The organism is Luteimonas sp. Soil_N_1 (genome assembly GCF_057656255.1).
On the sequence record NZ_JBDGKS010000001.1, the window covers coordinates 2,377,699 to 2,400,242 of the forward strand.

Annotated in this window: 17 protein-coding genes and 1 pseudogene; 9 read left to right on the plus strand and 9 right to left on the minus strand. The window is 65.4% G+C overall.

What is annotated here, in order from left to right; all coding sequences use genetic code 11:
- Positions 1-74 precede the first annotated feature (74 nt).
- The 7 genes and pseudogenes from AC3A4E_RS10980 to AC3A4E_RS11010 form a co-directional block, all read right to left on the minus strand.
- Complete coding sequence (locus AC3A4E_RS10980; RefSeq protein WP_487631508.1) at positions 75-1,289, minus strand: DGQHR domain-containing protein; 1,215 nt, start codon at positions 1,287-1,289, stop codon at positions 75-77.
- Positions 1,286-1,888 (minus strand): hypothetical protein, encoded by a 603-nt coding sequence (locus AC3A4E_RS10985; RefSeq protein WP_487631509.1) that lies wholly within the window; start codon positions 1,886-1,888, stop codon positions 1,286-1,288. Before AC3A4E_RS10985 ends, AC3A4E_RS10980 begins: the two co-directional genes overlap by 4 nt.
- A gap of 5 nt (positions 1,889-1,893) precedes the next feature.
- Positions 1,894-2,706, minus strand: a complete 813-nt coding sequence (locus AC3A4E_RS10990; RefSeq protein ID WP_487631510.1) for a DNA adenine methylase — start codon at positions 2,704-2,706, stop codon at positions 1,894-1,896.
- Positions 2,707-2,724: 18 nt separating this feature from the next.
- Positions 2,725-3,378: pseudogene (locus tag AC3A4E_RS10995) on the minus strand (methylmalonyl-CoA mutase family protein); the annotation flags it as partial.
- 149 nt (positions 3,379-3,527) lie between these two features.
- On the minus strand, positions 3,528-5,606 hold the full coding sequence (locus AC3A4E_RS11000) for a C1 family peptidase (protein WP_487631511.1): 2,079 nt from the start codon (positions 5,604-5,606) through the stop codon (positions 3,528-3,530).
- Positions 5,607-5,791: 185 nt separating this feature from the next.
- Positions 5,792-6,379 carry a tRNA-uridine aminocarboxypropyltransferase gene (locus tag AC3A4E_RS11005; protein ID WP_487631512.1) on the minus strand — a complete coding sequence of 196 codons (588 nt, stop codon included), beginning with the start codon at positions 6,377-6,379 and terminating at the stop codon, positions 5,792-5,794.
- 58 nt (positions 6,380-6,437) lie between these two features.
- Positions 6,438-6,929, minus strand: a complete 492-nt coding sequence (locus AC3A4E_RS11010; protein ID WP_487631513.1) for an Lrp/AsnC ligand binding domain-containing protein — start codon at positions 6,927-6,929, stop codon at positions 6,438-6,440.
- A gap of 148 nt (positions 6,930-7,077) precedes the next feature.
- On the opposite strand from AC3A4E_RS11010, the gene AC3A4E_RS11015 reads away from it, so the two are divergent.
- The 4 genes from AC3A4E_RS11015 to AC3A4E_RS11030 all read left to right on the plus strand — a co-directional run bounded on the left by AC3A4E_RS11015 (position 7,078) and on the right by AC3A4E_RS11030 (position 12,641).
- Positions 7,078-8,394, plus strand: coding sequence for a D-amino acid dehydrogenase (locus AC3A4E_RS11015; RefSeq protein ID WP_487631514.1), 1,317 nt, complete (start codon positions 7,078-7,080; stop codon positions 8,392-8,394).
- 24 nt (positions 8,395-8,418) lie between these two features.
- Positions 8,419-9,489: an alanine racemase gene (gene alr, locus AC3A4E_RS11020; RefSeq protein WP_487631515.1), complete on the plus strand. Its 1,071-nt coding sequence runs from the start codon at positions 8,419-8,421 to the stop codon at positions 9,487-9,489.
- A 103-nt stretch (positions 9,490-9,592) separates the two neighbouring features.
- A complete protein-coding gene (locus AC3A4E_RS11025) occupies positions 9,593-11,155 on the plus strand; it encodes a phospholipase D family protein (RefSeq protein WP_487631516.1) in 1,563 nt (520 codons plus the stop codon).
- A gap of 385 nt (positions 11,156-11,540) precedes the next feature.
- The gene (locus AC3A4E_RS11030; RefSeq protein WP_487631517.1) at positions 11,541-12,641 is read left to right on the plus strand and encodes a Glu/Leu/Phe/Val dehydrogenase dimerization domain-containing protein; all 1,101 of its coding nucleotides are present in this window, start codon (positions 11,541-11,543) and stop codon (positions 12,639-12,641) included.
- A 127-nt stretch (positions 12,642-12,768) separates the two neighbouring features.
- Here AC3A4E_RS11030 and AC3A4E_RS11035 read toward each other — a convergent pair whose 3' ends face one another.
- Together AC3A4E_RS11035 and AC3A4E_RS11040 are read right to left on the minus strand one after the other, a co-directional pair.
- Positions 12,769-15,639, minus strand: a complete 2,871-nt coding sequence (locus tag AC3A4E_RS11035) for a S8 family serine peptidase (RefSeq protein WP_487632058.1) — start codon at positions 15,637-15,639, stop codon at positions 12,769-12,771.
- A gap of 161 nt (positions 15,640-15,800) precedes the next feature.
- Positions 15,801-18,611 (minus strand): S8 family serine peptidase, encoded by a 2,811-nt coding sequence (locus AC3A4E_RS11040; protein ID WP_487632059.1) that lies wholly within the window; start codon positions 18,609-18,611, stop codon positions 15,801-15,803.
- A 201-nt stretch (positions 18,612-18,812) separates the two neighbouring features.
- On the opposite strand from AC3A4E_RS11040, the gene AC3A4E_RS11045 reads away from it, so the two are divergent.
- The 5 genes from AC3A4E_RS11045 (at position 18,813) to AC3A4E_RS11065 (ending at position 22,406) form a co-directional block, all read left to right on the plus strand.
- Positions 18,813-19,988, plus strand: a complete 1,176-nt coding sequence (locus AC3A4E_RS11045; protein ID WP_487631518.1) for a thiolase family protein — start codon at positions 18,813-18,815, stop codon at positions 19,986-19,988.
- Between the two features lie 126 nt (positions 19,989-20,114).
- A complete protein-coding gene (locus AC3A4E_RS11050; RefSeq protein WP_487631519.1) occupies positions 20,115-20,450 on the plus strand; it encodes a hypothetical protein in 336 nt (111 codons plus the stop codon).
- Positions 20,451-20,657: 207 nt separating this feature from the next.
- Complete coding sequence (locus AC3A4E_RS11055; RefSeq protein WP_487631520.1) at positions 20,658-21,017, plus strand: hypothetical protein; 360 nt, start codon at positions 20,658-20,660, stop codon at positions 21,015-21,017.
- 406 nt (positions 21,018-21,423) lie between these two features.
- A complete protein-coding gene (locus AC3A4E_RS11060) occupies positions 21,424-21,999 on the plus strand; it encodes a bactofilin family protein (RefSeq protein WP_487631521.1) in 576 nt (191 codons plus the stop codon).
- 2 nt (positions 22,000-22,001) lie between these two features.
- A complete protein-coding gene (locus AC3A4E_RS11065; RefSeq protein WP_487631522.1) occupies positions 22,002-22,406 on the plus strand; it encodes a hypothetical protein in 405 nt (134 codons plus the stop codon).
- Positions 22,407-22,544 lie beyond the last annotated feature (138 nt).

Below are 22,544 nucleotides of genomic sequence, written 5' to 3' on the forward strand. Positions count from 1 at the left end.
CCGTGGGGCAGCGACCGCCTTAGGAAGCAGATCGAGGCGCCGACAAGATGCGCCCTTGTAGTACGGCCCGCCCCTCATTTCAGTGATTCCAGCTCTTTATTTTTCTTGAAATCTTTCAGCCCAGCACTGAATACCTTCTTCAATTTAGATTCCCCTGCGGATCCCGGAGGAAATGCTTCCGCAGTAAACCCACCATCATCGACGCCAACAAACGAAAATATTTCCGCAAATTCCCTATCTTTCACTAGCTCACCCACGGAGCGTCGCTCCAAGAGCTCTAGATAATACTCTCCCATTACGGACATCAGGGCTCTGAAGCCGTTCGTTCTTTTTAGAATGACCCCTTTCTCCGGATCAGCCCATGAATCAGGCCACGTGAGGGCAACCGCAGAAAAATATGACCAAATAATCTGTGCGATCCGACCCTCCTCTTGATGCAAGAAAAGGTCGCGAAACAAGGGGACTTTTGATCGACTATGCCAAATTCTCGGGGGGACCCCATCTGAATCGACAAGATAGAAATCACGATCCTTGTCTCGATCGTCACTCAAGTAGGGCACCAACGCTTCTACGAACGCCGCCTGAGTGAGAGTCTCGCTTCCAGGCACCCTGTTTGGCGTAGCCGTACCAAGCCGCTTTATAGATTTATGAAAAGGGCTACCTTCCTTTTTATCAAGTGAGACCGCAATTTGGTGAGAGCTCTTCTGAGGACTTCTTGTCTTAGCTAAAGCAAAAAGGTCATAGACAAGACTCTTGTTGACCTTAGTTTGAGCCAAATTCACAATGGAAAATATTGTGGCTTGAGTCGGAAGGTCTGCGCCAACGAAAACGCAGACACTGAGCTCAAAATCGCTCTCGCCATCGAAATCAAATTCGAAGCTTTTTCCATCACTGGCCGCAAACGCGCGAATGCGGTGCTGCCCATCAAGAATCTTCGCTATATTTCCGTAAGATACTGAATCTTCCGGATTCTCAGCATCGATATGTTCGGACAATTTCAATGTGCAGCTTTTATCATCATATTCCGAGCACTGCTCCGGAACTGCTACGATAATTGAAGTCGGAAATGTAGCATCGGGCGATCTGACATAAGATCTCAGCTTTTCAACCCGAGCGGGGCTAATCCGTCTTTGGATTCCAATATATTTATCGATCTCACCCATTTCGTTGGACATTCGGCGAACGTCCACCCAAGATATTCCAACTAGATCACGCGCCTTGATTGTGCAGGAATAAAAAGTACCAATTGACTGAGTGACAGGCAAAGCCTTAACTTGAATGTATTTCATTGACGACCCTCCGTGATCGACATCTGATCAAGCGCGGAATCGATATCGTTCTGAGCCCTCTTTTGCTTTTTCAGACCAACACTTGGCTTTGCTTTCTGATAGAGAATGCTAATAAACCAAAAATAGAGCGAGGTCATGTAGATGATTAGCGAAGCCCAAAGAACAAGATCACCCCTATAGCCCGAAACAAGATGATGCACGGTCAAAACCACTAAACTTGAACCGAAAGCAATCAGCAAGTAGAACAGAAACCAAGTTCGCTCTCTTTTAAGCTGCTTGTTCAATTCAGCGCGAGGGACATCGCGATCCTCATCATCAAAATTATCACGCAAAAGAATAAAAGCCGCACCTAATATAGTTCCCACATAAAAGAATATCTCACCGGCAGAGCTATACTCCCTCAAGGACGCAGCGATACTCGCGCGACCAGTAGCGAACCAGTTCATCAACGAAACGACGAAGAATGGCAAGACTGAGAAAGATAAGAGCACCGAAAACTCGACGGTTGCGCTTCTTATTCCTTCACGTTCGCACATTTGAAAAGCTGGTGCGCCCGGGAGCAGCCGGACGATTGCACGAAAACTATCGCGCAGTTTCATTAAACCTAGAAATTCTTGACGATGCATTCCTGATACCTTCCCCTTCCATGTGATAGACCAGATATTACGGAAGCTCGATCAAGCCTAGAGACAGAAAATTCTTCATACAGGTCGAGCACCGAATCGTGGTATGCATTTGTAACCAAAAATTTCACACCCCTGCGCGACGCCCGAACCAAAGCGTCTCGCAGACGCAACTGATCAGACCACGAAAATATAGACTCATTGTATTTGATAAAGCCGTTATTATTGTGCTTCACTGTGTACGGAGGATCACAGAACACGAAGTCACCGCTTTGCGACATATTTATGGACTGCTCAAAATCGCAAGCTAGTAACTGAATACCGGCCAGTGCCGCCGACAAGCCCCTATAGTATTCTAGGGAAGCGGTCGCAGAATTCTTTGTACCGATTGGCACATTGAACTGCCCGCTCCTGTTGACCCTATACAGACCATTCCAGCAAGTCTGGTTCAAATACAGAAACCTTGCGGCACGGGAGTACTTCGTCTTAGGCGCGGATGACCTGACCTCATAATAATATTCTCTACCGTGCTTTTCGGCATGAAGCGCCAAGCTTCGTCTCACGAGATCGGGCCGCTCCTTGAGAGCTTCATAAAATTCAATAAGCTCACCATTTAAGTCAGACAACACTCCTTTTCTGGGCAAAAGAGTAAAGAAAACTGCGCCAGACCCGACAAAAGGCTCATAGTAATTAGAGAACTTTTTTGGGAAAACGTCGTCACGCAAAACTAACCATCTTTTCCCGCCAGCCCACTTAAGGGGCGGAACAACTTTCACTAAAGCCTCGCAATCCATAGCTTCTCGCAGTTTATTTCACATATTCCGCCGATATTCCCCACCCACGCCATACAACGCATGGCTGATCTGCCTTAGGCTATGCGTCTTCACCGCTTCCATCAGCGCCTCGAACACATTGCGCCGTTCGCGCGCCGCGTTCTGAAGATACGCCAGACCATGCCCGTCGTGGACCATCGGCGCCTGTTCGTCGGCGTCGGCCTGATGGGCGTGTGAGGTCTCGCCCTTCGGCGCGAGGGCATTGCGGCCTTCCTGCCAGTTGCGGACGTTCTCGATCTGCTGGCCCTTCTCTTCCTCGGTGCTGCGGATCAGTTCGATCTCGGTGGCGATCTCGCCGGCGTGTTCCTTGGGCAGGAACATGTTCACGCCCACCAAGGGCAACGAGCCGTCGTGCTTCTTGTGCTCGTCGTACATGGACTCTTCCTGGATCTTGCCGCGCTGGTACATCGTGTCCATGGCGCCCAGCAGGCCGCCGCGCTTGCTGATGGCTTCGAACTCCTTGTAGACGGCCTCTTCCACGATGTCGGTGAGGCTGTCGACGGCGAAGCTGCCCTGCCAGGGGTTCTCGGAAGTTGAGCTCCACCCCTTGTTGATGATCATCTGGATGGCAACGGCGCGGCGCACGCTTTCTTCCGTGGGCGTGGTGATGGCCTCGTCGTAGGTGTTGGTGTGAGCCAACGCAGCCAATGGCAGTGTCTGTGTGCATCCATGCATGCCCGGATTGTAGCTGCGGCGACGCGCGGATTACGGGCTGACGGAAAGCGGATAAAGCGTTTGTCAGAGGCCGAGTTCGAAGAGATGCCTGCCGCTCGAACCTCCCCTCAGCGCCCGCCGCCTTCCGCTTCCAGCGCCTCCCGCAGCCGCTGTCTGCAATCCTCCAGCCCCGATTCCGACCGATGGATCCGCACCGGCGCCGCCGTACTGCGCTCACCGAGAATCCGGCACAGCGTCGCCTGCAGCGTCGCGGCATCGTCGTCGAAGCCGCCGTGCGTAGTCGCCGCACTGCCGTTGGCGGCGTGGGTGGGCTCGCCCTGCACCGGGGCCTGGATCCAGTCGAGCTTGCCGGTCGCCAGCAGGTCGCGGATGGCGTCGTTCGATTCGATGAAGCGGGCCATGCCCAGCAGGGGTGTGCCGTGGCGGTGTTCGTGGCGGACCCAGCTGCGGGCGCGGGTTTCGAAGGCGTGGGCGACGAGGTACAGCAGGGACTTGTTGTAGACGCGGGCGCAGTGGTCGTCCTGTTCGGCGCGGTCGGTCAGGGTGAACAGTGCGGCGTTGCCGATGGTGCCGGCGGCGAGTGCGGGTGCCAGCGTCTCTTCGAACAGGGCCATCGTCATGGCCGGCGCCCAGAGATTCAGGCTGGCGATGCGCTGGCCGATGCCCGGCATGCTGGCGGCCGGGCCTGCGGATACGAGGCCGTCGGCGGTCAGCAGTTGTGCCAGCGGTGCCAGCAGCACCGAGCCGGCGCTGTGGCCGACGAGGTGCAGTTCGACGTCGGGATCGGCCCGCATCCAGTCGCCCAGCAGGCGGGCAACCTGGGCGGCGCCGCCGGCTTCGGTGAGCTGGTCGCCGTTGCGCACGACGGCGGTTGTCGCCAGCAGCGCGTTCTCCTTCATCTCTTCCCACATCGCCTTACCGCCCAGCGCGCGCGCCAGCGGTTCGATGGTGTCGTCGATGCGGTCGAGCAGCACGCCCTTGGCCCGGTCCATCAGGCCTTCGCTGCGTGGGCGCACGGCGTCGCGCAGCAGGTTGCCGAGCGTGCTCCAGAAGCCGGTCTTCCACACGAAGCACAGCGGGTAGACCTGCTGCGGCAGCATCAGCTCGCGCAGGTCGGCGACGCGCTGGATCGCGGCCTGCTCGGGCACCAGACCGCCGTGGGCGTAGAGCATGATCCGCTTCTTCGGCCAGTCGCGGGTGATGCGCGGCAGGTCGTCCTGGATGAGGTTGCGCACCGCATCGGCGCTGGTGCCGAATCGGCCGCTGGTCCGCAGGCGGCCGTCGTTGCCGAGGCTGACGATGTGCGGGCGCAGGTCGGCCTGCGAGTAGCCGTTCGACTGCCGCGCCAGGGTGGAGTTGCTCGCCGCGACCGCTTCCACGCGCTGCAGGCGCACCGGCACGGCGAGGCGCGCGACCCAGACATCGGTACCGCGCTGCAGCCACTCGTCGTAGCTGACCCAGCCGTAGCCCTGCCGACCCCAGCCGGTGCCCCAGGAGTTCTGGATCCAGAAACCGTCGCGGTCGTAGCCGACGATGGCGAAGGCGTGCCAACCGGCGATGGCCTGCTCGGCCCAGTCGATGACGCCGCTCGTCGGCGGCGCGCGCCAGCCGGTGTGCACGGCGGCCGAGGCATACAGCACGCCGACCTCGGCGAACGCGGCGTGCATCGCCACCAGATCCTTGTGGTTGACGCGGTAGTAGGCGCCGAGCGGATGCGCCTGCGCGGCGCGCGCGCGTTCCTCGGTGTAGATCGCTTCCAGCGGGCCGGGCGTGGCAGGCCAGCATTCTTCGGCGCAGACGCCGTGGCGATGCCAGCCCTTCATCGCGCCGCGGCAGCTGGACCCGTCGTAGTCCTCGCCTTCCCACTCGTCGTAGCGGCGCGCCATGTCGTAGAGCATGCGGGTGCTCATGCGCTCGGTGACCGGGTCAGGCCGGCGGCGCCGCAGCAGGGTGTGCGCGACCGTCGCCAGGCCGTAGGCGGTGCAGGCGCCCTCCTCGCCCTGGTCGAGCACCGGCACGCCGAGTGACGTGAAGCGGGCCAGCGGCATTTCGCTGGGCACGTCGACCAGCGTGGGCTCGAACATGCGGTCGCGAAAATCGGCGGTGTCGGGGCGTGCGTCGAGCAGCCGCGTGATGGGGGTGGTCGTGCGGGGCGCCTTGCGCGCGCCGGTCGCCCTGGTCGTCATGTTGCCTCCTTCCGTGCATGCGATGAACGCAGCCGGCGACGGGCGCCGGCCTGGCGGATCCCCGTCCGCAGTGTGCACCGGAAGCGGCGCGCGTCGATGACAGGGCGGGCACCGCTGCGCTGCCTGCGTGCGTGACTGCGCGCGAGGGCGCGGACGGAGGTGCTGTGGTGCGGGTGCCGCGCGGATCAGGTCGTGCCGCGCGCGGCCCCACGCGCGGCGATCTGACCCTCGACCATCACGTCGAACGGCGCGAGCAGCGCCTCGAATCCGCCGCCCGGCTCCAGCATCTCCAGCGCGGTGGCGACGGCCTCGACGGTGGATAGCGCGCCGGGCTCGATGGCGCGCCGCACGCGGTAGCGTGATGGTGCTGCAGGTGCGAGCGCGAGGCGCGGCAGGTTTGCCAGCACGGGATTGAGCCGCAGCAGGCGCCGGGCCTTGCGCCAGGTGCCGTCGAGCACGATCAGTAGCGTGTCTGTCCCGGGTGCGGTGCTGCGCCACCCGGCCACATCCACGGCGGGCGCGCCGGGAAACAGCAGCATCGGGCGCAGGCCGGGCGCCGCGAGCAGGTCTTCGAGATCGTCGAAGCGTTCGCCGATCCGCAGGCAGGCGCGTTGCAGGCCGAGTGCGGCCAGGCGCGCTGTGTTGAGCGGATGCGCGGCTTCGTCCGGATGCTGCAGCAGCAGGATCCGGCTGCGACTGGGCAGGTCCGGAATCCATGCGCACAGGCAGTGCGAGGCCGGGCGCTGGCAATGGGAGCAGTGGGCGCGGGACATGGGTGTGGGCGCGATCGGCATCCGGGCAATGGCTTGGTGTGGCGCCCTGCCCGGCAGCTCAGTCCGGAATCGCCAGCGCCAGGGTCTCCTTGATCTCCTCCATGACGATGTAGCTGCGCGATTCGCGTACGTGCGGCAGCGTCAGCAGGCTGCTGCCGAGCAGTTCGCGATAGGCGGCCATCTCGGGAATGCGGGCCTTGATCAGGTAGTCGAAGTCGCCGGACATCAGATGGCACTCGAGCACGTTGGGCAGGCGCAGCGCGGCGCGGCGGAATTCCTCGAAGATGTCGCCCGACTTGTAGGACAGGCCGATCTGCACGAACACCAGCAGGCCGGCCTTGAGCTGCATGGGATCGAGCCGGGCGTGATAGCCCTGGATCACGCCCTCGCGCTCGAGCCGGCGCACGCGTTCGGTGCAGGGTGTGGTGGACAGGCCGACGCGCTCGCCGAGCTCGGTGAAGGAGATGCGCGCGTCTTCCTGGAGGATGCGCAGGATGCGCGCATCGATGCGGTCCAGCTCGCGGCTGCGGGTGTTGCGGGGCGTGGCCATGAATCCTCCAGCGGCGGTCTCGCCAGCAGGCTTAATCACCAGATAGACCCCGATAATCAGGGCAAAACACTGGACTTGGATCACTATACTGCGCGCATTCCGGGCCGCAAGCGCCCGGGGCGGCGGAATTTCTGGCGGAGATACGCAGATGCGGGTCCTGGTGTTGGGAAGCGGCGTGATCGGCGTGACGAGCGCCTGGTATCTGGCGCGCGCGGGGTTCGAAGTCACGGTGCTGGACCGGGCTGCCGGCCCGGCCTGCGAAACCAGTCATGCGAATGCCGGGCAGATCTCGCCGGGCTATGCCTCGCCGTGGGCGGCGCCCGGTGTGCCGCTGAAGGCGATGCGCTGGCTGATGCAGCGTCACGCGCCGCTGGCGATCCGGCTGACGTCGGACCCGCAGCAGTACCTGTGGATGGCGCAGATGCTGCGCAACTGCACCGCCGCGCGCTATGCGGTCAACAAGGAACGCATGGTGCGGCTGGCCGAGTACAGCCGCGACTGCCTGGATGCCCTGCGCGCCGAGACCGGCATCGCCTACGAGGGCCGGCAACTGGGCACGCTGCAGGTGTTCCGCACGCAGGCGCAGCTGGAACACGCCGGTCGCGACATCGCCGTGCTCGACGAGGCCGGCGTGCCCTACGAACTGCTCGACCGTGCCGGCATCGTCCGCGCGGAACCGGCCCTGGCCGGCGTTGCCCACCGCCTGACCGGTGCGCTGCGCCTGCCCGACGACCAGACCGGCGACTGCCGGCTGTTCACCGAACGCCTCACCGAACTGGCGCGCCAGGCCGGGGTGACGTTCCGCTTCGGGGAGACTGTGGAGCGCATCGAGGGCAGCGGCGACCGGATCGAGGGCGTGCGCATCGACGGCCGCCTGGAGACCTTCGACCGCTATGTGCTGGCGCTGGGCAGCTGGTCGCCCGCGCTGCTGCGGCCGCTGGGCCTGCAGGTGCCGGTGTATCCGCTCAAGGGCTACTCGCTGACCATTCCGATCCGCGATGCCGCGATGGCGCCGGTGTCGACGGTGCTCGACGAGAGCTACAAGGTGGCGATCACGCGTTTCGACACGCGCATCCGCGTGGGCGGCATGGCGGAGATCGCCGGGTTCGACATGCGTCTGGATCCGCGGCGCCGCGCGACGCTGGAGAAAGTGGTCGGCGATCTGTATCCGCAGGGCGGCGATGTCGCATCGGCCGACTTCTGGACCGGCCTGCGGCCGACCACGCCCGACGGCACGCCGATCGTCGGCGCGACGCGCTACCGCAACCTGTTCCTCAACACCGGCCACGGCACGCTGGGCTGGACGATGGCCTGCGGCTCGGGCCGCTATCTGGCCGACGTGATCGCCGCACGTCCCACGGCGATACGTGGCGACGGACTGGACCTGTCCCGCTACGGCCACGCACGCCGCGATGCAGTGCGCGCGGCGACACCCGTGGCTGCAGGCGCGACAATGGCGCGCTGACATCTGCTGCAAGGACACCCCCGCATGCGCCCCGCCCGCGCACTGATCGACTTCGACGCGCTGCGCCACAACTATCGACTCGCCCGCCACCTCGGTGGCGGCAAGGCCCTGGCGGTCGTCAAGGCCGATGCCTACGGTCACGGCGCGGTCCGCTGCGCGCAGGCGCTCGAAGGCGAGGCCGACGGCTTCGCGGTGGCGTTTCTGGAAGAGGCGCTGGTGCTGCGCGAGGCCGGCATCCGCGCGCCCATCCTGCTGCTGGAAGGCGTGCTGTCCGCCGACGAAGTGCCGCTGCTGGTCGAACACGACCTGTGGACGGTGGTACACGCGCCCTGGCAGGTCGAGGCGCTCGAACGCGCGACGCTGGCGCGGCCGGTCGATGTCTGGCTCAAGCTTGATTCGGGCATGCACCGGGTCGGCATCGATGCGGTCGACTACGTCGCCACCTGGACCCGGCTGCGCGGACTGCCGCAGGTCGGGCAGCTGGTGAAGATGACCCACTTCTCCCGCGCCGACGAACCCGACCACCCGCGCACGCGCGAACAGATCGCGACGTTCGCCGAAATCACGTCGGGCCTGCCCGGCGAGACCAGCCTGAGCAATTCGCCGGCGTTGCTGGCATGGCCGGAGACGGGCGGCGACTGGGCGCGCGCAGGCCTGATGCTCTATGGCGCCTCGCCGTTCGCGCCGGGGCACGCGGCCGATGCGCAGCTGCAGCCGGTGATGACGCTCGAATCAAAGATCATCGCGGTGCGTGACCTGCCGGCGGGCGAACCGGTCGGCTACGGCGGCGTGTTCGTCGCACCGCGCCCCACCCGCGTGGGCGTCGTTGCGATGGGCTATGCGGACGGGTATCCGCAGTTCGCCGCCACCGGCACACCGGTCGCGATCGACGGGCGCCCGGGCGCGCTGATCGGACGCGTGTCGATGGACATGCTGACCGTCGATCTGACCGACCATCCCGACGCGGGTGTCGGCAGCCACGTCGAACTGTGGGGACGTCACGTGCCGGCCAACGCGGTGGTCGCGCGCAGCCACACCAGCGCCTACCGCCTGCTGTGCGGCATCAAACGCGTGCCGTTGCAGTCGGCCGGTTGATCACGGCCCGGCCGCGGCTGCGGCATCTGCCGATGACGCTCCGGTCCGGCGTATCTGCGATGCTGGTCGGCCTGCCCCAACGCATCCTCCGGCCGTCCCCTCCATGAAGAAGCGCGTCAAGAAACTCATCGGCTGGGGTCTGTTCACGCTGCTGGTGATGGCGGTGAGCAGCATTTTCGTGGCCGACCGGCTGCTGCCGCCGGCGACCGGACTGCCGGGCCATACGCTGCCGCTCGCCGACGACGCGACGTCGCTCGATCGCGAACTGGTCCCGCTGCTGGCGCGCCACCCCGGGCAGACCGGCGCGATCCTGCTGCCAGATGGCGTGGACGCCTACGCCGCGCGCGCGATTTCCGCGCGCCAGGCCGGACGCAGTCTCGACCTGCAGTACTACATCTGGCGCGACGACCTGACCGGCCGGATGCTCGCCAACGAAGCCTGGAAAGCCGCCGAGCGCGGGGTGCGCGTGCGCATCCTGCTCGACGACATGGGCATCGGGAAGATGGATGCCACGCTGCTGGCGATGGACTCGCATGACAACATCGAACTGCGCGTCTACAACCCGTTCCGCAACCGCACCGGCGTGATGCGTCTGCTGGAGATGGTGCAGCGCGCGTGGGGCGTGAACCACCGCATGCACAACAAGGCCTGGATCGCCGATGGCCGCGTGGCCGTGGTCGGTGGCCGCAACGTGGGCGTGGAGTACTTCAGCGCGGCCGAGGAGTTCAATTTCCACGACCTGGACATGGTGCTGTTCGGTCCGGCGGTCGCCGATGCCAGTGCGATCTTCGACGACTTCTGGAACAGCGAAGCCGCGGTGCCGATCGAGGCCCTGAACCGCAAGCAGAGCGAGACGCTGCGGACGGTGCTGGCGCAGATCCACGAAGAAGCCGGCACGCCCGAGGCGCGGCGCTACCTCGACGCGATGGAACTCTCGCCCAGCGTGCGCCGGTACTTCTCGCAGGAACTCACGCCGATCTGGAGCGAAGGCATCCGCATCCTGTCCGACCCGCCGATCAAATGGCGCGGCGACGACCGCGAGAACTGGCTGGTCGAACACCTTGTCGACAACATCGCCGAGGCCCAGCGCACGGCGCTGCTGATCTCGCCCTACTTCGTGCCCGGCGTCGACGGCACGGAGGGACTGGTGGGCCTGTCGCAGCGCGGCGTGCACGTGTCGGTGGTGACCAACTCGCTGGCGGCCAACGATGTAGTCGCGGTGCACGGCGGCTATGTGCGCTACCGCAAGACCCTGCTCGAGGGTGGCGTGCATCTGTTCGAGACGCGCAGCCAGTCCGACGTGAAGGCAGGCAGCAGCCTGTTCGGCAGCAGCGGCGCCAGCCTGCATACCAAGGCGGTGCTGGTGGACGGGCGCCGGGGCTTCGTCGGCTCGTTCAATCTCGATCCGCGCTCGGCCAACCTCAACACCGAGATGGGCGTGCTGTTCGACGACGCGGCACTGGGCGCGGCCCTGCTCGAGGAATACCGCCATCTCACCTCGCCGGGCCTCAGCTACTGGGTGTATCTGGACCCCGACGGCGATGTGCGCTGGCTGGACCGCGACGAAGATCCGCCCGAGGTCCTGCAGCTCGAACCCGACAGCACGCGCATGCAGCGGGTGATGGCGAACGTCGTGCGCTGGTTGCCGATCGAGTCGCAGCTTTAAGTCCGGGCGATGCTTTTCTGCATCCGCGCGGCATCGACTGCGCGTGCGCATATCGTTCCAAGCTGCTCTCCGCAGCGTGAGTGTCCTCGACTGGAATGTCTGATCGAACTGCCCGCGCCCTGCACGTCGCGATTGGTGCGGTGCGTCACGTATTCCAGTGACGGGATGCGCCCGGGAACCGCATGAAACCCGTTGATCCTGAAGGCATTCCACATCTCCGGCTGCGGCGTCGACCAATCCTCCGGAGGACGGGCGTAAAATGCCCGGATAACTCGACACCCTGCGGCCCTGCCGGATCGAACCGGTCGCCAAGACCGACCCGCACAGCCCCCTCGCCGCCTTCTGCCACCTGACGTCGGGCCTTCCGCCCGTGACGGAGTTTTGAATGATTTTCGAGCACCTCGACACCTACGGCCACGAGCAGGTCGTGTTCTGCCACAACAAGGACGTGGGTCTGAAGGCGATCATCGCGATCCACAACACCGTGCTGGGTCCGGCGCTCGGCGGCACCCGCATGTGGCCCTACGACTCCGAGCAGGACGCGCTCAACGACGTGCTGCGCCTGTCGCGCGGCATGACCTACAAGAACGCGGTCGCCGGCCTGAATCTCGGCGGCGGCAAGGCGGTGATCATCGGTGATCCGGCGTCCGACAAGTCCGAAGGCCTGTTCCGCGCGTTCGGCCAGTTCGTCGAGTCGCTGGGCGGCCGTTACATCACCGCCGAGGACGTCGGCATCGACGTCAACGACATGGAACTGGTCTATCGCGAGACCCAGTTCGTCACCGGCGTGCACCAGGTGCATGGCGGCTCGGGCGACCCGTCGCCGTTCACCGCCTACGGCACGATGCAGGGCCTGCTGGCCTCGCTCAACCGCAAGTTCGGCAACGAGGACGTCGGCAACTACAGCTACGCCGTGCAGGGCCTGGGCCATGTCGGCATCGAGTTCGTGAAGCTGCTGTCCGAGCGCGGCGCGAAGGTGTTCGTCACCGACATCAACAAGGATCGCGTCGCACGTGCGGTCGGCGAATACGGCGCCGAGGCCGTGGGCCTGGACGAGATCTACGACGTCGACGCCGACGTCTACTCGCCGTGCGCACTGGGCGGCACGGTCAACGAGCAGACGCTGCCGCGCCTGAAGGCCAAGATCATCTGCGGCGCCGCGAACAACCAGCTCGCCAACAACGCGATCGGCGACGAAGTCGAGAAGCGCGGCATCCTCTACGCGCCCGACTACGCGGTCAACGCGGGCGGCGTGATGAACATCTCTCTGGAGATCGACGGCTACAACCGCGAACGTGCGATGCGCATGATGCGGACGATCTACCACAACCTCACGCGCATCTTCGAGATCGCCGAGCGCGACGGCATTCCGACCTACATGGCTGCCGACCGTCTGGCCGAGGAACGCATCGAGATCATGGGCAAGCTCAAGCTGCCGCTGGGCCGGGCACAGCCCCGCTTCCAGGGCCGCGTGCGCGGTGCCTGATCCGCTGCTGACGTCATGACGCAGAACGCCACCTCCGGGTGGCGTTCTGCGGTGTGGTCCTCAAGCCGTGTGTCGTTCGAACAAAGGCCGCCCCTGGGCGGCCTTTTTCCATCCGATCCAGCGGATCTCAGAACCCGTAAGCAAATCGCATCGACGCCATCCGATCGCTGCCGCGCGGCCCGAAACGCTGATCGACGCCCAGCATCATTCGCGCACGCGGCGTCAGCCAGGATTCGAAACCGACGCCCACGAGGCCACCCGAACGTGCCGGTGCGAGTCCGGCGATCGGTGACCAGGCCTCGATGCCGGTGAAGCTCGCCTGCAGGTCGAAGCCGCTGGACGACAGCGTCTGCTGCCACTCGCCGTAGCCGTGCAGCGAGAAGTTGCGCGCATCCCAGCGCGCGCGCATGCCGGCGATCGCCTGGCTGCGCTGCACGTCCCAGCCACTGCTGCGCAGACCGAAGCCGTCGCCACCGGCTTCATCGAAGCCGTCGCTGCGCAGGCGCATCTGCTCGGCACCGATGTAGGGGCCGAATGCGGTGGTGCCGACGCGCCACTGGTGACCCGCCTCCACCGCCGCCTGCGTGAAGTTGCCGGCGTAGCGCGTCGATACACCCTGCCAGTCCGCGCCTGCGAACACCTGCCGCTGCATGTCGCGGTCGAAACGACCGCTGCCGAGCTGCGCCATGACGTAACTGTCGCCGAAGCTGCGCGCGAGATACGCCTGCGCCTGCGTCTGCCGATCGCGATTGCGATCACCTCGCGCGGCGGCGATACCGTCGCCGCGCAATTCGCCGAACGCGAAGCCCGCCACCAGCCCGTTGCCGAGCAGATGATCGCGCCCGATGCTCCAGCCATCGACGCTGAAACCATCGCGCGCGAAACCACCACTGCCGCCCTGCCCCAGCGATTCCTTCCACACGCCCACCGCCGCGTCGCGCGCAGCCAACGCGCCCACGCGCGATGCGATCGCTCGCCGCCCCATGTCGACGTTGTCGAACGTCGCCGTCAACGCCGCGGCATGCTGCGCACCGGACATGCTCGCGAACGCGACTTTCGCCGAGGCCGGGTCATCGATGCCTTGGAGTTCTCCAGCACGAAGCCTGAAAGCGGTAGTGCTGTCCGAATTCTCCGCAGGAAGCGCGTCCAATCCAGAGAACGCGGTTTCGAGACGGCGCGCAGAAGACAGCGACGCGGGCTCGATGACACCAAGTCCTGAAGCAACGGCCAGTACATCGAGACGGGCAATGTCGAGGTAGACCGTCCGCTTCGATTCGTAGCGGATCGACCCTTCGAAGAACAATCGTCCGGCATCGTGCGTCAACGTTGCGAACTCGCCTTCGAACCCGTTGAGCGCTCTGAACACGGACACGGAATTCTGCGCCGTGTAACCCGAGCGGACACCCGACACATGCAGACCACCATCCAGCCGGGCCGCTCCATGCGCTTCCAACGCGCCATTGCCCAGGACCACGTCGAGGCGGCCAGCCGGCGTCTGCAGGAAGTCACCGAACACGCGCTGCGATGACAGCGTACTGACGCTCACCACGCCATCGTTCCTCAGATCCCCCCACAAAGCTCCGCCAATCAACAGCCTGCCGGCTGATCCGACTTCTACATCCGATTTCCGCAGTTCCCCGGTTACCAGCAGGCTGCCGGACTCGACGCGAGTGACGCCCGTGTAATCGTTGTATCCCGCAAGTTCCAGCGTGCCGCCGCCGCGCTTGATCAACCCGCCGTCACCGGAAATTCCGTTGCTCCAGCGCGATGTTCCATTGTTCATGGAGACCGTCACATCGCCCCAGTCGAAGCGCGCGGGGCCTTGCGCGGCCTTGGAAACGTTCAACAGGCCATAACCGAACACGTCATCGACACCTGGAGCCCCCAGGTCGGTCGCGGTACCGAGCAACGTCTGACGTACGAGATCGTTGTCGAAGTACGGAAACGCCTCCCAGACGAGTGCTGCCGCCCCGGAAACCTGCGGCGCAGCGAACGACGTGCCGCTGCCGTAGTAGAAGTCCGGTGCATCGCCCGGTCTCATCTCGAAATCGGGAAACGCCACCGTGCCGGGTGCGACCAGGCAGTAGCGCATCGCAAGGCCGCACGCGTTCGAGTAGGACGCGAGTCGCCCTGGATTCGCGGTGTCGAGGGCGGCAACCGCCAACCAGCCCTTCTCGAGATCAGCCGCAGACAAAGCACCGTTGCGACCAGGCTGGCTTGGCAACGCAGCCATATCGGTCGGATTCGCCTTCGACTCGTTCCCGGTCGCGAACACCACCAGACCATCGTGATCACGGATGAAACTGCGGTATTCCTCTGCGATCGGCGCGGTCTCGTCAGGCGAGTTCCAATAGAGACCACCCCAGGAATTGTTCATGATCCGCATGCCGCGATCGATCAGATCCTGGTGAACGGGTTCGAGGCCCAGACCCTGCCCGCCACCGACCTCGTTCCCGTTGCCGGAACCGTCGTCCACTGGCGGCGTGTCACTGATGATGCGCGCGGACAGCAGTCGCGCGCCGGGCGCGATGCCACCGGGCCAATCGCCCACCTTCTGTCCCGCTGCGATCATCGCGACGATGGTGCCGTGGCCGACTTTGTCGCCAACCGTCAGATCGTTGCGCTGAGGATTGAGATACACCAGGTTTGCGGCGACACGCCCGCCGAATGCCGGATGTCCCGCATTGATGCCCGAGTCGATAATGCCGATCGTGGTGCCGTGCCCAGTCAGACCGGAGGCGAGCGCCTCGCCCGCACGCGTGATCAACAGGTGGGCGTCCAGCGAAGGCGGCGGCGTTGCGGGTGTTGGTGGTGGCGGCTCCGGCGGCGGCGAAGTAGGTGGCGGTGCCACCGGTGGCGGCGCCACTGGCGGAGGCGCAACAGGCGCCTCTGATCTGACATTTCCGCCTCCGCCGCCGCATGCGACGAGTCCCGTCAGAACAGCAACCGCCAACCCCGAACGGCGCAGCAGGCGCAGCGTCGCGACATCATTCAACATGGACATCCCCTGTATTCCCCGTGGCGCTTCATGCGCACCCGCGTACTCTAGCGGGAAGGAATCAGGACTGACCAGACTTGGCAGCAGACATTGAATCTGTCTGCACCCAGGAAGAAAAAGGCCGCCCCTGGGCGGCCTTTGTCCATCCGATCCGACGGATCTCAGAACCCGTAAGCAAATCGCATCGACGCCATCCGATCGCTGCCGCGCGGTCCGAAGCGCTGATCGACGCCCAGCATCATCCGCGCACGCGGCGTCAGCCAGGATTCGAAACCGACGCCCACGAGGCCTCCCGAACGTGCCGGTGCGAGTCCGGCGATCGGTGACCAGGCTTCGATGCCGGTGAAGCTCGCCTGCAGGTCGAAGCCGCTGGACGACAGCGTCTGCTGCCACTCGCCGTAGCCGTGCAGCGAGAAGCTGCGCGCATCCCAGCGCGCGCGCACGCCGGCGATCGCCTGGCTGCGCTGCACGTCCCAGCCACTGCTGCGCAGACCGAAGCCGTCACCACCGGCTTCATCGAACCCGTCGCTGCGCAGGCGCACCTGCTCGGCACCGATATAGGGGCCGAATGCGGTGGTGCCGACGCGCCACTGGTGACCCGCCTCCACCGCCGCCTGCGTGAAGTTGCCGGCGTAGCGCGTCGATACACCCTGCCAGTCCGCGCCTGCGAACACTTGCCGCTGCATGTCGCGATCGAAACGACCGCTGCCGAGCTGCGCCATGACGTAACTGTCGCCGAAGCTGCGCGCGAGATACGCCTGCACCTGGGTCTGCCGATCGCGATTGCGATCACCTCGCGCGGCGGCGATACCGTCGCCGCGCAATTCGCCGAACGCGAAGCCGGCCACCAGCCCGTTGCCGAGCAGATGATCGCGCCCGATGCTCCAGCCATCGACGCTGAAACCATCGCGCGCGAAACCACCACTGCCGCCCTGCCCCAGCGATTCCTTCCAGACGCCCACCGCCGCGTCGCGCACAGCCAACGCGCCCACGCGCGATGCGATCGCTCGCCGCCCCATGTCGACGTTGTCGAACGTCGCCGTCAGTGCCGCGGCATGCTGCGCACCGGACATGCTGTCGAGCGCCGCGACTGCCGCGGCTTCGTTCTGGATGCTCTGGAAAGCGCCCGCCGCGCTGATGAATCCCGGGTCGATCGGTGCCCCGCTCGTCGAGGACTGTCCATCGATCTGCGAGAACGCACCTTCCACCCGCTCTGCCGCGCCCAGCGACTGGGCGGTGATCGTGGACATCGACATCGCGGTGGCGGTGACATCGAGACGGGTGATGTCGAGGTAGGCGCGATTGGCTTCATAGCCCAGTGCGCCCTCGAGGAACACACCCGTCCCGCGCGTGAGGCTGGCGAAGGTACCCGACACACCGCCTCCCGCCTGCACGACCGTTTCGCGGGCCGCGTGGGTATAGCCACTGATCCTGCCGGCGACCTGCAACTCGCCGGCGAGACTCGCGGTGCCGGACACCTGCAGGGGCGCGCCGACCTGCCACGCAAGACGGCCGCTCGATGTCTGCTGGAAATCGCCTGCGACCGTGCGTCCTGCGGTATTGCCGGTGACCGCCAGCGTGCCGCGGTTGACGACGTTGCCGCCGATGCGTGCGCCCCCGAACTGCAGGGTGGCGCCGGCCTCCACGGTCGCGGCGCCCGGGATCGACGATGCGAACGCGAGCGTGCCGCCTTCCGCCCGCGTGGCGCCGCCGTAGGCGTTCGTGCCGGTCAACCGCAGCGTGCCGCTTCCCCGCTTCACCAGGCCGCCGGCACCACTGATGTCGTTGGCCCACGTCGAGGTGCCGCTGCCGAACTCCGCGGTGACATCGCCCCAGTCGAACTTCGCAGGTCCGAGGATGGCCTTGCCGACGTTGAGTGCGCCGTAGCCGAACACCGGATCGACACCCGGCGCACCGATGTCGGTCGCGGTGCCCAGAATGGTCTGGCGCACGAGGTCGTTGCCGAAGTACGGAAAGGCCTCCCAGACCAGCGCCGCCGCGCCGGACACCAGCGGCGCGGACAGCGAGGTGCCGTTGTAGCGGTAGTAGGTCGGTGCAGTCGGCGCATCGTTGGTGCCGGTGACGATCACCGTGCCCGGCGCGACCAGGCAGTAGCGCATCGCCACGCCGCAGGCATTCGAATAGTCGGCGAGCTGGGTGGTGCTGCCATCCGCAAGCGCCGACACCGTCAGCCAGCCGCGTTCGAGATCGGCGGCCGGCAGGCTGCCGTTGGGTCCACGCTGGCTGGGCAGTGCCGCCAGATCCGAGGGATCGGCGCGCTTCGAGTTGCCCGACGCGAACACCACCAGGCCGCCGTGGTTGACGATGAAAGGCCGGTATTCGCCCGCGATCGCACCGGCTGCGGCATCGCCCGTCAGATACAGGCCACCCCAGGAATTGTTCATGACCCGCACGTCGCGGCGGATCAGTTCGGCGTGGATCGCTTCGACACCGATCCGGCCGGTGACCGGGTTGCCGTTGCCGGTGCCGTCATCCACCGGCGGCTTGTCGTTGATGATGCGCGCCGACACGATTTCCGCGTTCTGCGCCACGCCACCGGGCCAGGCGCCGAACGGCCGTCCCGCCGCCGTCTGTGCGATCGCGGTGCCATGGCCGTCCACGTCGTCCACCGACAGATTGTTGCCGGCGCCGACGTAGTTGAGGTTGGCGACCACACGGCCGCGCAGGGCCGGATGGTTGCGGTTGACGCCGCTGTCGAGAAACCCGATGCGCACGCCGCGCCCGGTAAAACCGGCATCGTGCGCGGCGTAGGTGTTGGTATCGACCAGATGCCTGCTGTACGCGGGATCCGGTGGGTAGACGACGGTCGGCGGCGGGCTCGTGGGCGGCGGCGCCAGTGGCGGCGGCGGTGTCGGCATCACCAGCCCGCCCCCCGAACCCCCTCCGCAGGCCGCGAGTACCGCGCCCAGTGCACACGCGAGTGTGGTGCGCCGGATCTCCATTGCGCCAATGCGCGCCCTCTTCGCATTCGACATCTGTCTTCTCTCGTTTCTGGCGGACACTGGATCCGCGCCTTTCCCCTGTCGCGGCATCTATACGCGCAATCGCAGACCCGTGCCATCGGGGCCCGTACCAGGGCGTACGACGCGGCCTTGCGCCGGGTGCGATAATCGCCGGACCAAGCAGTCCACCCAATTGGAGTCACCTCCCCCATGACTGACATCGTCATCGTCGGCGCCAAGCGCACCGCCATCGGATCCATGCTCGGCCAGTTCACCGGCGTTCCCACGACGACCCTCGGCGCGACCGCGATCACCGCCGCGCTCGAACACGCCGGCGTGTCGCCCGATCTCATCGACGAAGCCATCATCGGCTGCGTGCTGCCGGCCGGTCTGGGCCAGGCACCGGCGCGCCAGGCATCGCGCGCGGCAGGCATTCCCGACAAGGCCGGCTGCGTGACCATCAACAAGGTCTGCGGCTCGGGCATGCAGGCGGTGATGTACGGCCACGACCTGATCAAGGCCGGCACCGCGAAGTTCGTCGTCGCCGGCGGCATGGAGTCGATGACCAATGCGCCGCACCTGCTCAAGGGCTCGCGCACCGGCATCCGCTACGGCAGCACCGAGATGCTCGACCACATGGCGTGGGACGGCCTGACCAATCCCTACGACGGCAAGTCGATGGGCGTGTTCGGCGATGTCGCGAGTCACAAGTACGGCTTCAGCCGCGAGGATCTCGACGCCTACGCGATCGAGAGCGCGAACCGCGCCAAGCACGCGATCGAATCGGGCGCGTTCAAGGACGAGATCGTTCCGGTGACCGTTGCTTCGCGCAAGGGCGACGTGTCCTACGACACCGACGAGCAGCCGGGCCGCATCCAGACCGACAAGATCCCGACCTTGCGCGCGGCGTTCGGCAAGGAAGGCGTGCTGACCGCCGCCAGTTCGTCGAGCATCTCCGACGGCGCCGCAGCGCTGGTGCTGACCTCGTCCGACGAAGCGGCCGCGCATGGCCTCAAGCCACTGGCGCGCATCGTTGCCCACGCACGCCACTCGCAGGAGCCGGAGTGGTTCACCACCGCGCCGGTCACCGCGATCCGCAACGTGCTCGAGAAGGCCGGCTGGTCGATCGAGGATGTCGACCTGTTCGAGGTCAACGAGGCGTTCGCCAACGTCGCAATGGCGCCAATGAAGGATCTCGGCATCCCGCACGACCGTCTCAATGTGAATGGCGGTGCACTGGCGCTCGGTCATCCGATCGGCGCGAGCGGCGCGCGGCTCATCGTCACGCTGATTCACGCACTCAAGGCGCGCGGCCTAAGTCGCGGTGTGGCCACGCTTTGTATTGGTGGCGGCGAAGCGACCGCAATTGCCGTGCAAATGGCGTGAACTTCGGATAACGTGTTTTTTACGAAATTACCACGCACGTCCCGCTTGACAGCCGTCTGAGGCTTGTCATCATGTCGGCGGCGCGCATTAAGCGCGTTGCCCAAACTTTCAGACGAGGAAGACACAATGACGATCAACAAGGCTCTGCTTGCCCTGGCTCTGGGTATGGCGCTGGCTGCTTGCAGCAACGCCGACCAGGCCAACAGCTCGGCTGAAGGCGCTGCTGAAGCCGCCGCGGACGCGCAGGTTGCGGCCGACCAGACCGTGGATCCGGCTGTCAGCGACACCGCCCAGGCTGCTGCTACCGACGCCGCCACCGCTGCCGACGCTGCTGCTGACGCCGCTGCCGACGCTGCCGCTGCCGGCACCGACGCTGCTGCCGAGCACGCTGCCGATGCTGCTGACCACGCGGAAACCAAGGCCGAAGAAGCCAAGGACGCTGCGGAAGAAGTCGCACCGTAATCTTCGCGATGGCCTAGTGCCATCTGCAATGATTGCGAAGGCCGCCAGGTATCCCCTGGCGGCCTTTTTTTTGGCGCGTGCGCAGGCGCCCGTGACCGGCGATCAGCCGGTTCAGCGACGGCTCGGTTGCAGACGCTTTTCTTTGCATCTCCCTCACGCAGCCGCATTCACGCTGCGCACCGGGATCTGCCCCATAGGAGACATGCCATGCATTTCAAGCCGATGACCGCCATTGCCGCCATGCTGGTGCTGGGGCTGTCCGCCTGCAGCAACTCGAACGACGCCGAACGCGAACGCGCGCAGGCCGCCGCTGCCACCGACCGCGCCGGCGAGGCGATTTCGGACGCTGCCGCCGCCACGGCGGACGCCGCACGTGCCACCGCCGATGCCGCCGGCCAGCACACCCGTGATGCGGTGCAGGATGCCGAAGTCGCCGCGCAGGACGCAGCGCGTCGCGCCGACGCCGCTGCCGAGGAAGCGGCCCGCGCCGCCGGTCAGGCGACGCAGGATGCAGGCCAGGCGATCGAGAACGCGGGCGAGCGCGTGGAAGAGCGCGCAGACCGCTGATCCTTCGACCCTTGGAAGAACGGAAGCCCGCCGATCGGCGGGCTTTCTGTTTGTGGGGCCTGCGGCAGGCTGCGACGGGCAGCGGATCGCCGCGCGAGTGCTTGAGCGGGCGATCGTGCAATGTGCAGAACCGGCACGGCACGGGCGCGTACCCTCGCCGCCTGGCGGGCGCTTCGAGGACACGGAAACCGCGTCACCGGCGCGTGATCACGACCTCGGGCAACGCTTCTTGAACATTCGGCAAGTCCTTGCTGGATCACGATTCCGGACCGTCGGTCACACTCGGGTGTCGTGATTTGCGTGCTAGGCTCGGACTCCGCGCTTGCCTGACGCGGCGGCGCGGAAATACCTGTTCGAGCGGCCTGTTCCGCTCTCCTGTCTGTCCATTTCCGAGGTAACGCGCGACATGGCCATTTTTCCGCAGTCCGGCACCGCCAAGAAGGATTCCCCCGCTTTCGGCACAGATGCTCCGCCGCCGCCCGCACCGGCTCGCGAGACGGCACAGCCGGCGGTGGCCGACTTCCCGACCGCGACGCACACGCCTGCCCAGACGGCCAGCGCACCGGCGCCGGTTGCAGCGCCGAGTGCCGCAGCGCCGGTCAGCAAGGAATCGATCATTGCCGCCGATCTCACCATCGAAGGCAAGATCGAAGGCTCGGGTGATGTCCGCATCGCCGGCCGCTTCAAGGGCGACGTCAATGTGCAGGGCAACCTGACCATCGAACACGGCGCCAAGCTCAATGGCGGCGTGCGCGCCAAACAGGTTCTGGTCTCGGGCGAGCTCGAGGGCAACATCGAATCCGCCTCGCTGGTGGAGCTGCGCGATTCGGCCGTGCTGACCGGCGACCTCAAGGCGGGCTCGCTGACGGTGGCCTCCGGCTGCAAGATCCGCGGCCATATCGAATGTGGCTGGGGCGACGTCAAGCAGCCGCCCGCCGGCAACGCCAAGGACAAGGCCGCCAACGACAAGTCCAGCGACTGACCGTGAGCAGCCGCCCGGGCGCGGCAGGTGCCATACGCACCTGCCCGCACTGCAAGACCACGATCCTGGAGAGCGCTGCGCGCTGTCCGGCGTGCCAGCAGTCCGTGAAGATCGAAAGCGCGCCCGGCTCGCCGATCGTCGCGCGCCATACGGTGCAACGCGAGGAATCGACCACTGCGCTGCAGGTCGAAGGCCGGATCCGGCACCCCTCCGAAGGCGGCGCCTGGGAGTACTCGGTGGTCCTCGTGATCCGCGACCAGGACGGCAAGGAGATCAACCGCCAGGTCGTCGGCGTCGGCGCCCTGCTGGTGGGCGACGAACGCACCTTCAATCTGTCGGTGGAAGTCACGCCCACGTCCGACATGCGTCGTCCGACGCGCTCACCGCTGAGTCGCGGCCGCCACTGATCACGCGTGGCGGTCACGTCTTCGGGTGACCGGAGACGTGACACATCACGTCTCACACGCCGCGCCCGGAACAGGCGCCTCTAAGGAAAGCCGCTGCGGGTGCTGGCGTGTGACGTTACCGGCTGCGTGGCAATGCGT